The sequence below is a fragment of the Methylobacterium sp. Leaf87 genome, assembly GCF_001422775.1.
Classification (GTDB): domain Bacteria; phylum Pseudomonadota; class Alphaproteobacteria; order Rhizobiales; family Beijerinckiaceae; genus Methylobacterium.
Genome location: NZ_LMMI01000007.1, coordinates 133,587 through 148,757 on the forward strand (window position 1 = coordinate 133,587; position 15,171 = coordinate 148,757).

Consider the following 15,171-nt stretch of genomic DNA (forward strand, 5'->3'; position numbering starts at 1 on the left):
GAAGCACCCCGGACCCGACCGGAACGGTGCTCCACAACGCGCACGGCGCAGGTTCCTGGGAGTGAGGCTCATGGGCGACAACATGTCCGACGATCTCAAGTCCGGAGCGCTCGTCTACCACCGCCTGCCGCGTCCCGGAAAGCTCGAGATCCAGGCCACCAAGCCGCTAGGCAACCAGCGCGACCTGGCGCTCGCCTATTCCCCCGGCGTCGCCGCCGCCTGCGAGGCCATCGCGGCCGATCCGCAGGAGGCCGCCACCCTCACCATCCGCCAGAACCTCGTCGCCGTTCTCACCAACGGCACGGCGGTGTTGGGCCTCGGCAACATCGGCCCCCTCGCCTCGAAGCCCGTGATGGAAGGCAAGGCGGTCCTGTTCAAGAAGTTCGCCGGCATCGACGTGTTCGACATCGAGGTCGACCAGAACGATGTCGACAAGCTCGTCGACGTGGTCTGCGCCCTGGAGCCGACCTTCGGCGGCATCAACCTCGAGGACATCAAGGCCCCCGAGTGCTTCGAGGTCGAGGAGCGCTGTCGCGCCCGGATGAACATCCCGGTCTTCCACGACGACCAGCACGGCACCGCGATCATCGTGGCGGCCGCCGTCCTCAACGCCCTCGAACTGTCCGGCAAGCAGCTCGGCGATGTCCGCATCGTCACCTCGGGCGCGGGGGCGGCGGCCCTCGCCTGCCTCAACCTCCTCGTGTCCCTCGGCGCGAAGGTCCAGAACATCACCGTCACGGACATCAAGGGCGTGGTCTACAAGGGCCGCCCCGAGTTGATGGACCGGTGGAAGGACATCTACGCGCAGGAGACCGAGGCCCGGACGCTGGCCGAAGTGATCCCCGGGGCGGACGTGTTCATCGGCCTCTCGGCCGGCGGGGTGCTCAAGCCCGAATACCTCGAGAAGATGGCCGAGAAGCCCCTGATCATGGCGCTGGCCAACCCCTATCCGGAGATCATGCCCGATCTCGCGCAGGAGAAGCGCCCCGACGCGATGATCTGCACCGGGCGTTCGGACTTCCCGAACCAGGTCAACAACGTCCTGTGCTTCCCCTACATCTTCCGCGGCGCCCTCGATGTCGGCGCCACCTCGATCAACGAGGAGATGAAGAAGGCCGCCGTGAAGGCCATCGCGGCGCTCGCCCGCGAGACCCCCTCCGACGTGGTCGCCCGCGCCTATGGCGGCGAGGCCCGCCCCTTCGGCCGGCACTCGCTCATCCCGAGCCCGTTCGACCCGCGCCTGATCCTGCGCATCGCTCCCGCGGTCGCGCAGGCGGCGATGGAATCCGGCGTCGCCGGCCGGCCGTTGGAGAATCTCCAGGCCTACGCCGACAGCCTCGACCGCTTCGTCCACCGCTCGGGCTTCATCATGAAGCCGATCTTCACGAAGGCGAAGGAGAACCCCAAGCGCGTCATCTACGCCGAGGGCGAGGACGAGCGCGTCCTGCGCGCCGCCCAGGCCATCGTCGAGGACGGGGTGGCGCGGCCCATCCTGGTCGGGCGCCCGCGAGTGATCGAGACCCGGATCAAGCGCTTCGGCCTGACGTTGCGCCAGGGCGAGCATTTCGACCTCATCGATCCCGAGGACGATCCGCGCTACCGCGACTACGTCGCCACCTATCTCGAAGTCGCCGGCCGGCGCGGCATCACGCCGGACGCCGCCCGCACCCTGGTGCGCACCAACAACACGGTGATCGGCGCCATCGCCGTACGCCGGGGCGAGGCCGACGCGCTGATCTGCGGCCTGGAGGGCCGGTTCGAGACGCGGCTGCGGGTGATCCGCGACGTCATCGGCATGGCGCCGGGCGTCCTCGATTTCGCCGCCATGAGCCTCATCGTCACGAAGAAGGGTGCCTACTTCCTCGCCGACACCCATGTGCGCCAGGATCCGAGTGCCGAGGAGATCGCCGACGTGGCGGTGGCCTGCGCCGAGCACGTGCGCCGCTTCGGCCTCACCCCGAAGATCGCCCTGCTCAGCCACTCGGATTTCGGACAATCGGATTCGCGCTCGTCCCTGAAGATGCGCTCGGCCCTCGGCCTGATCCGGTCCCGGGAACCCGCCTTGCAGGTGGACGGCGAGATGCAGGCCGACACCGCCCTCTCGGAACTCATCCGCGACCGGGTGATGCCGGATTCGTACCTCAAGGGTGCGGCCAACGTGCTGATTCTGCCCAACCTCGACGCGGCCAACATCGCGTTCCAGTTCGCCAAGGTGCTCGCCGACGCCCTTCCGGTCGGGCCGCTCCTCATCGGCCCGGCCAAGCCCGCCCACATTCTCTCACCCTCGGTGACGGCCCGCGGCATCGTCAACATCACCGCCGCCGCCGTGGTCGAGGCCCAGGCCGGCGATGTCGCCGCGATCACGGCTCTCGCCGAAAAGGGCGCGGCGCCGACCGCCGAATAGTCGCCTCTCCCATCCATCGGACCGAAACGCGAAAAGGCCCCCGGAGCGATCCGGGGGCCTTTTCCATGTTCGGCACTGTCCCGCCGGCCGGGAGCCGGCGGGCGGTTCGGATCAGTCGCGACGGGTGCCGTACGCCAAGGCCGGATCGACGGCGCCGAAGCGGCCACCCAGGAAGGCCGCGAGGGCACCGAGAACCAGGGCCAGGGACGCGTAGAGCGCACCCTGCGTCGCAGCGCTGCGGGTCGCCTCGGCGGCGGCGGCGGCCTTCTGCTTGGCGTCCGCTGCGGCCTGCTCGTACTGCTTGCGGTAGTTCTGGACCTGAGCCTTGGCCTCGTCGGGCGAGATGCCCTGCGCCTTGGCGAGGGCATCGGTGGCGCGGGCCTCGGCCTCGGCCTGCTGGGCCGCATCACCCGAGAGGTAGGCCCGCACGGCCTGGGCGGCGGTGTCGCGCAGGGCGGCGGGGTCCTGGCCACCCGAGGTCTGACGGACCTTGTTCTCGATGCCGTCGAGGGGGTTGGTCAGCTTGGTGAGCGAGGGGGCCGCAGCCTGGGCCGCCGTCTGGGTGGCACCGCCGATGGCCGAACCCGCGCCGCCGAGGACGCTGGTGAGGCCGCCGAACGCGCCGCCGATGAGGCCGCCGACCGCCGACGTGAGCAGGTAGACGATGACCAGGGTGGTCACCGCCCACGACACGAGGCCGTGGTAGCCGCTGGTGCCGGCCGAGGGCTTGCCCGACAGGCGTCCGGCGAGGAAGCCGCCGATGAGCGAGGCGACGATGCCCGAGGCGACCCACCAGATCCCGGCGCCCGTCGACAGGCTGGCGGCGGTGGGCGTGTCGTTGCCCGTGGGGTTCAGGGTCGCGAGGCCGATGCCGAGGCCGACCATGTTGAGGATCATCTGTGCCACGAGAGCGATGACTGCGCCGGCGAAGATCGCGCCCCACGAGACCTGATGCAGCAGGAGCGGGCTGCGCGGCTCGATGGCGGCTGACGATGCGATGGGCGTGCGTGTGGGTGTAACGGCCAAGATGAACTCCCGAGGATCTGAAGACGGCGATTCGGATTGGAACGGCCGGGGTGGTGCGCGGTGGGATGTCGGCTCGACCCGGCGGCCGAGGGATGGAGGCGATGAACCGGATTGCACGCGAGCGGGCACATCCTGCCCGCCGACACGCCATCACAGGTCATCGCCGGTCCCAACGTGCGGTTCCGAGAATTGTTCGCGGTGCTTCGCCGTTGCCGTCGGGATCGACCCTTCGGGCGGGGCGGGGCGACCGGCGAGTCGCAGCCATGGCCCTGAAACGCAAAAACGGCCCCAAAGGACCGTCCTGACTGCGCCGAAACTTTGGTAAATTTAAATTGGAGCGGGCGAAGGGATTCGAACCCTCGACCCCAACCTTGGCAAGGTTGTGCTCTACCCCTGAGCTACACCCGCTCACGCCACGATGCCGGCACGGGGCTGGCGATCGGGATCGTCTTCTTCACGAAGCCACCAGGCCTGGGTGGGCCGCGGCGTCGCGTCGTCTTGGTCGAATTGGAGCGGGCGAAGGGATTCGAACCCTCGACCCCAACCTTGGCAAGGTTGTGCTCTACCCCTGAGCTACACCCGCTCACAACCGCGCCGCTGGTGGAAAGAACCGCCGGCGGCCCCGGACGGCGTCTCTAAACACCATTCCGCCGAGCGTTGCAAGGGCCGTCCGGCCGATTCCCGTAGCCGGCGCGTTTCGTGGAATTCAGCGGGCCCCGGGGCGATCGCACCTCACCACTGCGCCGCCGGCGGCAGGCCTTCGCGGATCTCGCGCAGGCGCGCGCGGGTGGCGGACGTCGTCGCCTCGGGGAGCGCATCAAGGCGGAAGAACCCACTTTCGGCGATCTCCCGATCGGGACGCTTGGCGGCCGGCACGGTGAAGGCCGGGGCGAGGTAGAGGGCGACGTGATCGCGGCCCGCTCCCGTCGCGTGGTGGTAGAACCCGTGCAGCCGAAGGGTCTCCCCCGGATCGACCACGATCCCGGCCTCCTCGCGGAACTCGCGGATCATCGCCGCGACAGCATTCTCCCCCACCTCGACCCCGCCGCCTGGCAGGTGCCACCCGGCCACATAGGTGTGGCGTACGAGGCAGACGCGGCCCTGCCCGTCGATGGCCGCGCCGCGTACCCCGAGCGTCATCCCGCGCGTGGCCAGGGCGCCCAGATGGAACAGGCGGCGCAGCAGCGGCCGGTCCAGAAGCCCCAGCGTCGAGGGCATCCTCACACCACGCGCAGTTCGATCGCACCGAGGCCGTCGATGGCCGCGCGCAGGGTCTGGCCCCGCGCCACCGCCCCGACGCCGGAGGGCGTCCCGGTGAAGATGAGGTCGCCCGGCTGCAGGGTGAAGTAGGCCGACAGGTAGGCGATCTGCTCCGAGACGGACCACAGCATCTCCGACAGGTCACCGCGCTGGCGCTCGGTGCCGTCGACGTCGAGGGTGATGGCGCCGTGGTCCGGATGCCCGATGGCCGAGACGGGATGGAGCGGGCCGATGGGCCCGGAGGCATCGGCCGCCTTGGCGAGGTCCCATGGCCGCGCGAGGCGCTTGGCCTCGTCCTGGACATCGCGCCGGGTCATGTCGAGCCCGACCGCGTAGCCGTAGACGTGGTCGAGGGCGGATGCGACGGCGATGTCGGCGCCCCCGGTGGACAGGGCCACCACCATCTCGACTTCGAAATGATAATTCTCCGTGCGGGGCGGATAGGGGTGCTCCACCGCGTGCGGGCCGGCCACGATCTGCAGGGCGTCGGCGGGCTTCATGAAGAAGAACGGCGGCTCGCGCTCGGGGTCCTTGCCCATCTCACGGGCATGGGCCGCATAGTTGCGCCCGACGCAGTAGACGCGCCGGACGGGAAACAGGTCCGCGCTGCCGACGATGGGCAGCGCGATACGCGGCGGGTTGGGGATCACGGACAGCATCGTTGAGGTCTCCCGGGGATCGGACGCGCGGCCCCCCGCCCTGCACAGAGGCCGCGCGCCCCCTATCATAGGGAGAGCGCCCGGCCACGCCATCCCGGCGACGCGCGCCTTCGACGATCGCCCCGCGAGATCCTCCCGTGCCTCCTTCTCCCGACTTGCCCGCCCAAAACTCGCCCGCCCAAAACTCGCCCGCCCAAAACTCGCCCATTCAGGACGTCCTGAGCCGCGACTTGCTGGCCGCCCTGACCGGCCGTCTCGGCGCGGCTCACGTGCTCACCGCATCCGAGGATCTCGAGCCCTACCTCGTCGAGACGCGCGGGCTGCACCGCGGCCGAGCCCTCGCGGTGGCGCGCCCGGCCGACGCGGCCGAGGCGGCCTTCGTGGTGGAGCGGTGCGCCGCCGCCGGAGTGCCCGTGGTGGCTCAGGGCGGCAACACCGGCCTCGTCGGCGGCGGCGTGCCCCAGGGCGGGATCGTCCTGTCGCTGGCCCGCCTCGCCCGGGTGCGGTCCGTCGATCCCACCAACGCCACCATCACCGTCGAGGCCGGCGTCACCCTGGCGGACGTCCAGGCGGCGGCGGAGGCGGCCGGAATGCTGTTCCCCCTGTCGCTGGCCTCGGAGGGCTCGTGCCGCATCGGCGGCAATCTCTCGACCAACGCCGGCGGCACGGCGGTGCTGGCCTACGGCAACGCCCGCGACCTCGTCCTCGGGCTCGAAGTGGTGCTGGCGGACGGCCGGATCTGGAACGGACTCAAGGGTTTGCGGAAGGACAACGCCGGCTACGACCTGAAGCACCTCTTCGTCGGCTCGGAGGGGACGCTGGGCATCATCACCGCCGCCGTCCTGAAGCTGTTTCCCAAGCCCGTGAGCCGGGGCGTCGGTTTCGTCGGCCTCGCCGATCCGGCCGCCGCGCTCGCCCTGTTCGCCCACCTGCGCACCCGGGCGGGGCGCGACCTCACCGCCTTCGAGGTGATCCCGCCCTTCGGGCTGGAGATCGTCCTGCGCCATGCGCCGGGCGCGACGCCCCCCCTGGCGGGCCGGCACGGCACCTACGCGCTCATCGAATTCTCCTCGACCCGGCCCGACGCGCCGGCCACGGAAGCCCTCGAAATGGCGCTCGGCGAGGCCATCGAGGCCGGCCTCGTGGAGGATGCGACCCTGGGCGCCAGCGAGGCCCAGAACCAGGCCCTGTGGACCCTGCGCGAGAACCTGTCGGAGGTGCAGCGGCGCGAGGGCGGCTCGATCAAGCACGACGTCTCGGTACCGCTGACGGCGCTTCCCGCGTTCCTCGATCGGGCGACCCGGGCCTGCGAAGCGGCGATGCCGGGCCTGCGCGTCTGCGCCTTCGGCCATTTCGGCGACGGCAACATCCACTTCAACCTGAGCCAGCCCATCTGCATGGACCGGGCGGCGTTCCTCGACCAATGGGGGCGCTTCAACCGCATCGTCCACGACGTGGTGGAGAGCCTCGGCGGTTCCATCGCCGCCGAACACGGCGTCGGTCTGATCAAGCGCGACGAACTCGCCCGCTACGGCGACCCCGTCGCCCTCGACCTCATGCGCCGCCTCAAGACGGCCCTCGATCCGCACGGAATCCTGAACCCCGGCAAGGTGGTCCCGGAGCAGGCTCCACCGGGCGCGCACGCGGAGCCCGGGGGCACCGGGCCGGCCGCCCTCCTCTGAGCCGGGGAGTCCACGCGCTCTTTTGCCGGAACCCGAACGCGCATTGCCGGATTGTCATTGTGCAACGCACCAATCCCGTTCAGACTGCGTTTCGCGCCGCGCCATAGAATCGGCGTCAATGGCCCCAAGGATGTGAGGAGACGGCGGTTTTTCGGACAGTGCGGTGCGGCAGGTTACCCCGCCTTAACCGTCACCCCCTTCAATCGGTCCGAAGATTCCGCCCCGAAGATTCGATTGCGCCGTGGCGCGACCCCGCCCCTCTGGGGCAGCGATGGAGATCCGACGATGCCGACCTCTCAGGCGAGAGTCCCCACGGCCGAGGCGAGCCGCTACCTGAAGCAGCTCTGCCGGCACTGGAGCCACAAGTTCCCCGTCGAGGCCACCGATGACGCCGGCCGCGTGCCGTTCGGCGAGGATCGGGTCTGCACCTTCGAGGCCGAGGCCGACGCCCTCCTGATGCGGGTGGCGACGCCCGATCCCGCGGCCCTGACCCGCCTCGAGAACGTGGTCTCCGATCACCTCCTGCGCTTTGCCTTCCGCGAGAACCTCGGCGAGATCACTTGGTCGCGCGCCGCTTGACCTGATCTCCCGGGACCTGATCTTGAGCGAACGCTCACAGCAGGTTCGAGGGAGATCAAGGGATGGATACGCACGGTCAGGCCGGCGGAGCGGGCTCGGCTCCATCCGCCCATGCCACACGCCTGGAACGCCTCGCGGAAGTGGCCGTCAAGGTCGGCCTCGGGCTGCGGCCCGGCCAGGAACTCGTGATCACGGCGCCCCTGGAGACCGTCGCCCTCGTGCGGGCGATCACGGTCGAGGCGTACAAGGCCGGCGCCTCCCTGGTCACCACGTTCTACTCCGACGACGCCGCCACCCTGGCGCGCTTCGCCTACGCCCCGGAGGAGGCCTTCGACACGGCCGCCGGATGGCTCTATTCCGGCATGGCGGAAGCCTACCGCAACGGCGCCGCGCGCCTCGCCGTGGCGGGTGACGACCCCGCGCTGCTCGCCGGCCAGGACACGGCGCGGGTGTCGCGCGCCAACCGCGCCCGCTCGCAGGCCTACGTGCCGGCCCTCGAACTCATCGCCAACTTCGCCACGAACTGGACCATCGTCTCGGCCGCCACCGTGCCGTGGGCCCGCACGGTGTTCCCCGATCTCCCCGAGGACGGAGCCGTGGCCCGCCTGTGGGACGCGATCTTCGCAGCCTCGCGGGTCGACGGGCCGGACCCCATCGGCGCCTGGGAGGCGCACAACGCCGCGCTCCACGCCCGCATGGGCACCCTCAACGCCCATCGCTTCGCGGCCCTGCGCTTCCAGGGTCCGGGCACGGACCTCACGGTGGGGCTCGCCGACGACCACGAATGGTGCGGCGGCGCCTCGGTCTCGCGCAGCGGCATCACCTGCAACGCCAACATCCCCACCGAGGAGGTGTTCACCACACCCCACAAGGATCGGGTCGACGGGTTCGTCACGAGCACCAAGCCCCTGTCCTATCAGGGCACCCTCATCGACGGCATCCGGGTGCGGTTCGAGGCGGGCCGCATCGTCGAGGCCGAGGCGCGCACGGGTGGCGCGGTGCTCGCCAAGGTCCTGGAGACCGACGCGGGTGCGCGCCAACTCGGCGAGGTCGCCCTGGTGCCGGCCTCCTCGGCGATCTCGGCCTCGGGGCTGCTGTTCTACAACACCCTCTACGACGAGAATGCCGCGAGCCACATCGCGCTCGGCCAAGCCTACAGCAAGTGCTTCCTCAACGGCGGCGCGGATTTCAGCGAGGCGGATCTGGTGGCGCGCGGGGCCAACCGCAGCCTGATCCACATCGACTGGATGATCGGTTCGGCCGCGGTCGACGTCGATGGCCTCACGGCGGAGGGCCGGGCGATCCCGGTGATGCGCGCCGGCGAGTGGATCGACTGAGCGCAGTTCCGGGATTCCGAAGGGCCCGCCCATCGGCGGGTGTCGGGCGGAGCCCGACGAAGAACCCAGGGCGCTGCCCTGGACCCGCGAAGGGCTTGGCCCTTCGAACCCGGATCAGGTGGCGGGCGCAGCCGCCTCGGTGGCGGATGTCGCCGGCGCCTTCGGCTTCGGCAGCATGGCCGGGCGCCAGCGCCGGTGCATCCAGAGCCATTGTCCGGGATTCTCGCGGATCCAGTCCTCGACCACCCGGGTCATGGCCTGCATGGCGCCCTGGACGTCGATCTCGCCCTTGGCGTCGCGCGGCAGATCGAGGGGTGGGGTGAGTTCGAGGGCGAAGCGCGCGCCCTCCCGCCGCACCACGCGCACGCCGTGGACCGGGCATTCATAGTGTCGGGCGAGCTTGCCGAGCAGGGGGTTGACGAGGACGGGGCGGCCGAAGAACTCGACCACGACGCCCCGGGTGAAATGCTGGTCGATGAGCTGGCCGAGGTGTCCGCCGCGCTCCACCACGCCCTGCATGGCGAAGACGGCGCCCTGCCCGGCCGCCGCCAGGCCGCCCATGGTCTGGCGGCGCACCTCCTGCACGAGCCGCGCGGAGGCCGCGTCGTTGGGCGGCCGGAAGATCGCCGTGGCGTCGAGGCCGTAGCGGGCCGCGCAGATCGCCGGCAATTCCCAGTTGGCGAGGTGCGCCGAGAAGATCAGCCCCGGCTTCCCGTCGTCGCGCAGGTCCGCGAAATGGCCCTCGCCCGAGACCTGCATGCGCTGGCTCGACGGATCGGTGTCGTCGGCATCGAACAGGGTGTGGAGGTGGGCGTATTCGGCGCCCGTTCGGCCGAGATTGTCCCAAGCCTCCGCCGCCAGCGCCCGCCGGGCGGCCGGATCGAGGTCGGGGAACGCGGCCGCGAGGTTGGCCATGGCGGTCCGATGGGCCGGCAGGAACGGGCCGACGGTCCGGACCAAGCGCCCGCCGATCCGGCTCGCCCGGTCGGTGCCGAGCCGGCGCGCCAGCCAGAACAGGGTCCGGATCAGGGGGATCATCGCCAGCCCGGCAAGGCGCGGTAGGTGGCGTTTCAGGACCAGAGCGAGGCGGAGCAAGGCGATTTCCGTGCGGACGAGCGCTCACGGCGACGCTCACCCTCCCCGCTTAGATCATTTTCTCGCGGGGGTGCACCCGGTCTGCGTCCAACGGCCGGGCGGCCCCGGCGAGACGCTCCGTCACAGGGTGACGAGAATCTTGCCGAACACCTTGCGGGATTCGAGGCGCTCCAGCCCCTGGGCGAAATCGGCGAGCGGCAGGATCGTATCCACCACGGGGGTGAGGCCCTCGGCCATCTTGGCGAGCGACTGGCGGATGTTGGCCATGGAGCAGCCGAACGAGCCGGTGATGCGGTATTGCTGCTGGAACAGCTGCATCAGGTTCATGGTGGTGGAGACGCCCGAGGTCGACCCGCAGGTGACGAGGCGCCCGCCGCGCTTGAGGCACAGGAGCGAGCCGTTCCAGGTGTCGGGCCCGACATGCTCGAACACCACGTCGACGCCCTTGCGCTTCGTCAGCCGGCGGACCTCGCCCTCGAAGCGTTCGTCGCGGTAGTTGATGACGTGGTCGGCGCCGAGCGCCTTGGCCTTGTCCCCCTTGGCGTCGTCGCCGACCGTGGTGAACACCGTGCAGCCGATGGCCTTAGCCATCTTGATCGCCGCCGTGCCGATGCCGGAGCCGCCGGCATGGACCAGGATGCTTTCGCCGGGCTCCAGCTTCGCGTTGTCGAACAGCATGTGCTGCACGGTGCCGAAGGCGATGGGCGCACAGGCGGCATCGGTGAAGCCGACCCCGTCCGGCACCCGGACCACGAGACGGGCCGGCATGGTCACGAACTCGCGGGCGAACCCATCGATGTGGAAGCCCATCACGCCGGCGACGTTCTCGCAGAGATTGTCGCGGCCCTCCCGGCAGGCCTTGCACTGGCCGCAGGTCTGGGCGCCGTAGAGGGCCACGCGGTCGCCCTCGGCCAGGCCCTCGACGCCCTCGCCGACGCAGGCGATCTCGCCCGAAGCTTCGGCGCCCACGGTGAGGGGCAGCTTGCGCTTGGCGAAGGCCATGCCGCGAAAGCCCCACACGTCGATGAAATTGAGGCCGACCGCCCGGACGCGGATCCGGACCTCGCCGGGGCCGGGGAGAGCCGGGGCCTCGATCTCGCTCACGCGCAGGTCGCGGTCGCCGAAGAGCTGGAGGGCTTGCATGGGGTCTCGATCCGGACTCAGGCGATCACGATGCGGCCGTCGAGGCCGATGACGCGGCCGACGCCGCGGACGCGGTTGAGGATGCGGTCACCCGCCAGGGTCTCGCAATCGGGCGGCATGGTCAGGGTGACGCGCCCCTCCACGACGGCGACGGGAAGATTGCCGAGGCTGCCCGTCATTCCGGCCGTCAGCGGGAAGGCGAGGCGCAGGAGGGCGCCGAGCAGGCGGGCCCGGTCGAACAGGCGGGCCCCGGCGAGGTTGCGCAGCATCGGGCTCGCCTTTTCCGGCGCGACGCCCTCGTGGCGGAAGTATACGGCGAGCGCCAGATAGGCCCGACCGGGATGGTCGATGCCGACGAAGGCCGCGTGGGTGATCACGTTGACGCTCTGCTCGCCGCGATAGTCCGGGTGCGCCCGCCAGCCGATATCCGAGAGCAGGCAGGCGGCGTGCCGCAGACGGCGCTCGTCCGCCGTCTCGGGCGCGTCGAGGGAGGCGATGAAGCGGTCGGTCCAGGCGATGAGATCCGTGGCATGCCCCGGCGAGCGGGCCCGCAGGGCATTGAGTTCGGCGGCCGCCACCAGGAGCGGATCGGCCAGCCGCGCGTCCCGGTCGAGCTGCTCGTAGAGCAGGCCCTCGCGCACGCCCGCGGCCGAGACCGCGAGTTCGCGCGGGCGCCCGACCCGGAGGATTTCCTCCAGCACCACCGCCCCGTAGGCGAGCAGTGGCCGGCGGGCCTCGGAGACGCTCTCGACGTCCTGCAGCAGGGCCGCGTCCGTGCGCTCCACCACTTCGAGGAAGTTGAGTTCGTCCGAGGGCTCGACGCTGTAGCCGTGCATGACGTGGAGCGGGTAGCCCCGCGCGGCCTGATGCAGGCGGGCCAGGGCCCGCCAGGTGCCGCCGACGGCGTAGAAGCTGCGTCCGCGCAGGGTCTCGAGTTGGGGGGCGGCCTTCTTCAGGTGCTCGCGCACGATCTTGATGGCCTTCTTGGGCGAATTGCCCGAGAGGTCCTGAAGGGCCAGTCCGCCGAGCGGCATGGTCACGCCCGTGCCCACGGTGGCGCCGCGCACGTCCACGAGTTCGAGGGAACCGCCGCCGAGATCGCCGACCACGCCGTCCGGCGCGTGGAAGCTCGATACGACGCCAAGCGCCGACAGCTCGGCCTCGCGCCGCCCCGACAAGAGCTCGATGGGGTGGCCGCAGGCGGCCTGCGCGGCCGCGAGGAACTCGGCGCCGTTCTGCGCGTCCCGGGCGGCGGCCGTGGCGAGCACGAAGACCCGGGCGACCCGCATGGTCTCGCACAGCACCCGGAACCGGGCGAGGGCGATCAGGGCACGCCGGACGGCCTCCTCGTTGAGGCGACCGGTGGTGAGCACGTTGCGGCCGAGCCCGCACAGGACCTTCTCGTTGTAGAGGGGCGTCGGCGCCCGCGTCAGGCCGTCATAGGCGACGAGCCGCACGGAGTTCGAGCCGATGTCGATGATGGCCACGGGCTCGCGGCGCATCGAGGCCGGCGACGCGTCGGCCCCGGACTCGCCGCGGGGTGGGCCGGCATGGTGGAGGCCCATGCATGTTCCTTCGGCAAGGCGCTCAGGCGCGCTGGGCACGGCGGCTCAGGGCGCGCGGGCTCGATTTCTTCGACGATTTGCCGCGCCCGGACAGGCTCGGATTCGTCATGAAATATTTATGGGCGTTGAACGGTTCCTCGCCCTCGGCCGGCTGGATCCGTTCACTCGCGCCAGACGCCAGTACACGCCAGCTCTGGCGGTTGTCGAGGAGGTTAGCCAGCATGATCTGATCGAGCACCTGCTGATGCACCGTGGGATTGGTGATGGGCAGGAGCGCCTCGACCCGGCGATCGAGGTTGCGGCTCATGAGATCGGCCGAGGAGATGTACACCGTCGCCTTGGGGTGAGGCAGCCCGACGCCGTTGCCGAAGCAGTAGATGCGCCCGTGCTCCAGGAAGCGCCCGACGATGGATTTCACCCGGATGGTCTCCGACAGGCCGGGGATGCCCGGCCGGAGGCAGCAGATGCCGCGGACCACGCAATCGATCTGCACGCCCGCCGCGCTGGCGTCGTACAGGGCGTCGATGATCTGCTGATCGACCAGGGAGTTGCACTTGATCCAGATCGCCGCCGGGCGCCCGGCCTTGGCGTGGGCGATCTCCTGCTCGATGTTCTCGAGGAGGCGGGGCTTCAGGGTCAGGGGTGAGACCGCCATGCGCTCGAGGCCCGCGGGCTCGGCGTAGCCGGTGATGTAGTTGAAGATGCGCGACACGTCGCGGGCCACCACCGGATCGGCGGTGAAGAACGACAGGTCGGTGTAGATGCGCGCCGTGATCGGGTGATAGTTGCCGGTGCCGACGTGGCAGTAGCTCACGAGCTTGTCGCCCTCGCGCCGGACCACCATCGACAGCTTGGCGTGGGTTTTCAGTTCGACGAAGCCGAACACCACCTGCGCGCCCGCCTTTTCGAGGTTGCGCGCCCAGCGGATGTTGGCCTCCTCGTCGAAGCGGGCCTTGAGCTCGACGAGGGCGGTGACCGACTTGCCGAGTTCGGCGGCCTCCGCCAGCGCCGCCACGATGGGCGAGTTCGAGGAGGTACGGTAGAGGGTCTGCTTGATCGCGACCACGTTGGGGTCGCGGGCGGCTTGCGCCAGGAACTGCACCACCGCGTCGAACGACTCGTAGGGGTGGTGGACGGTGAAGTCCTTCTGCCGGATGGCCGCGAACACGTCGCCGCCGCTCTCGCGGATGCGCTCGGGGAAGCGCGGATTGTAGGCCTTGAACTTGAGCTCCGGCCGGTCGATCCCGACGATCTGCGACAGTTCGTTGAGCGCCAGCATGCCCTCGACCATGAAGACCGCATCGGGGCCGATCTCGAGTTCGTCGGCGACGAACGCGCGCAGATCCTCCGACATGCCGGCCTCGACCTCGAGGCGGATGACGATGCCGCGGCGGCGCTGCTTCAGGGCCGTCTCGAAATGCAGGACGAGGTCCTCGGCCTCCTCCTCGATCTCGAGATCGGAATCGCGGATCACCCGGAACGCCCCGTGGCCGCGCAGGGAGTAGCCCGGGAACAGGCGTCCGGTGAACAGGACGATGACCTGCTCGATGGCGATGAACCGCGCCGTGGCGTCCCCGTCCGCATCGGGCAGGCGCACGAAGCGGTCGACCAGGGCCGGCAGGCGGATGAGGGCGCGCAGCACCCGCCCGTCCCGCGGACGCATGAGCATCAGGGCGACGGTCGACCCGAGGTTCGGGATGAACGGGAACGGATGGGCCGGATCGATGGCGAGCGGCGTCAGCACCGGGAAGACGTGGCTGAGGAAGTACTCCTCCAGCCAGGCCTTGTGCTCCGGCGTGAGGCCGGCGGGCTCGACGAGTTCGATGCCGACGCCGAGGAGTTCACCGCGCAACTCGCGCCAGCGCTGCTGCTGGTCGAGCGCCAGGCGCGACACGTCCGAACCGACGCGCGCGAGCTGCTCGGCCGGGCTCAGGCCGTCCTGCGAGGGCGCGACGAGGCCGGCGCGGACCTGATCGTGCAGGCCGGCGACACGCACCATGAAGAACTCGTCGAGGTTGTTGGCCGAGATCGAGAGGAAGCGCAGCTGTTCGAGCAGCGGGTGGTTGGGGTTCGAGGCCTCCTCCAGAACCCTTCGGTTGAACTGGAGCCAGGACAGCTCGCGGTTGACGAAGCGCTCGGGCGAGTGGCGCAGCGCGAGGCCGGCCTCGCGCACGGTGCCGCGGACGTCGGCGGCGGCGGGCAAGTCGGGTGCCGGCTCGGGCAGGGGCGCCTCCACCAGGGGCAGATCGACGTCCGGCCCGGCCTCCGCCGCGAGGGCCGCGGGCCCGTCCGCACCGATCGCGGGCTTTTCCTGAGCGACGCGTTTCGGCGCGGACCGTGTGGCCCGGGGACGGGCCACCGCACGTGTGGTCTCGGCCTCGGCGGGTCCGGTCTCCGATGCGGTCGCGTCCGATTCCATGT

11 protein-coding genes and 2 tRNA genes are annotated in these 15,171 nt (G+C 70.4%); 4 read left to right on the plus strand and 9 right to left on the minus strand.

Annotation, left to right across the window (positions count from 1 at the left end):
• The first annotated feature begins 70 nt into the window (after positions 1-70).
• The gene (locus tag ASF22_RS06555; RefSeq protein WP_056168249.1) at positions 71-2,404 is read left to right on the plus strand and encodes an NADP-dependent malic enzyme; all 2,334 of its coding nucleotides are present in this window, start codon (positions 71-73) and stop codon (positions 2,402-2,404) included.
• 111 nt (positions 2,405-2,515) lie between these two features.
• Here ASF22_RS06555 and ASF22_RS06560 read toward each other — a convergent pair whose 3' ends face one another.
• The 5 genes from ASF22_RS06560 to ASF22_RS06580 all read right to left on the minus strand — a co-directional run bounded on the left by ASF22_RS06560 (position 2,516) and on the right by ASF22_RS06580 (position 5,349).
• Complete coding sequence (locus tag ASF22_RS06560; RefSeq protein ID WP_056262609.1) at positions 2,516-3,430, minus strand: hypothetical protein; 915 nt, start codon at positions 3,428-3,430, stop codon at positions 2,516-2,518.
• A gap of 333 nt (positions 3,431-3,763) precedes the next feature.
• Positions 3,764-3,838, minus strand: a tRNA-Gly gene (locus ASF22_RS06565).
• A 100-nt stretch (positions 3,839-3,938) separates the two neighbouring features.
• Positions 3,939-4,013: transfer RNA gene (locus ASF22_RS06570), tRNA-Gly, on the minus strand.
• 149 nt (positions 4,014-4,162) lie between these two features.
• Positions 4,163-4,648, minus strand: coding sequence for an NUDIX domain-containing protein (locus ASF22_RS06575; RefSeq protein ID WP_056168254.1), 486 nt, complete (start codon positions 4,646-4,648; stop codon positions 4,163-4,165).
• Between the two features lie 2 nt (positions 4,649-4,650).
• Positions 4,651-5,349: a fumarylacetoacetate hydrolase family protein gene (locus ASF22_RS06580; protein ID WP_056262613.1), complete on the minus strand. Its 699-nt coding sequence runs from the start codon at positions 5,347-5,349 to the stop codon at positions 4,651-4,653.
• Positions 5,350-5,555: 206 nt separating this feature from the next.
• On the opposite strand from ASF22_RS06580, the gene ASF22_RS06585 reads away from it, so the two are divergent.
• From ASF22_RS06585 to ASF22_RS06595, 3 genes are all read left to right on the plus strand, one after another.
• Complete coding sequence (locus ASF22_RS06585; protein WP_056262726.1) at positions 5,556-7,031, plus strand: FAD-binding oxidoreductase; 1,476 nt, start codon at positions 5,556-5,558, stop codon at positions 7,029-7,031.
• A 285-nt stretch (positions 7,032-7,316) separates the two neighbouring features.
• Positions 7,317-7,610: a DUF2218 domain-containing protein gene (locus tag ASF22_RS06590; RefSeq protein ID WP_056168259.1), complete on the plus strand. Its 294-nt coding sequence runs from the start codon at positions 7,317-7,319 to the stop codon at positions 7,608-7,610.
• A gap of 62 nt (positions 7,611-7,672) precedes the next feature.
• A complete protein-coding gene (locus tag ASF22_RS06595) occupies positions 7,673-8,947 on the plus strand; it encodes an aminopeptidase (protein WP_056262616.1) in 1,275 nt (424 codons plus the stop codon).
• A gap of 114 nt (positions 8,948-9,061) precedes the next feature.
• On the opposite strand, the gene ASF22_RS06600 is transcribed toward ASF22_RS06595, so the two are convergent.
• From ASF22_RS06600 to ASF22_RS06615, 4 genes are all read right to left on the minus strand, one after another.
• Complete coding sequence (locus tag ASF22_RS06600; protein ID WP_056262619.1) at positions 9,062-10,042, minus strand: lipid A biosynthesis lauroyl acyltransferase; 981 nt, start codon at positions 10,040-10,042, stop codon at positions 9,062-9,064.
• Positions 10,043-10,162: 120 nt separating this feature from the next.
• Complete coding sequence (locus ASF22_RS06605) at positions 10,163-11,185, minus strand: zinc-binding dehydrogenase (protein ID WP_056262622.1); 1,023 nt, start codon at positions 11,183-11,185, stop codon at positions 10,163-10,165.
• A gap of 17 nt (positions 11,186-11,202) precedes the next feature.
• Complete coding sequence (ppx, locus tag ASF22_RS06610; protein ID WP_056262729.1) at positions 11,203-12,687, minus strand: exopolyphosphatase; 1,485 nt, start codon at positions 12,685-12,687, stop codon at positions 11,203-11,205.
• An 85-nt stretch (positions 12,688-12,772) separates the two neighbouring features.
• Positions 12,773-15,169 carry an RNA degradosome polyphosphate kinase gene (locus tag ASF22_RS06615; RefSeq protein ID WP_244474215.1) on the minus strand — a complete coding sequence of 799 codons (2,397 nt, stop codon included), beginning with the start codon at positions 15,167-15,169 and terminating at the stop codon, positions 12,773-12,775.
• Between the last annotated feature and the right edge of the window lie 2 nt (positions 15,170-15,171).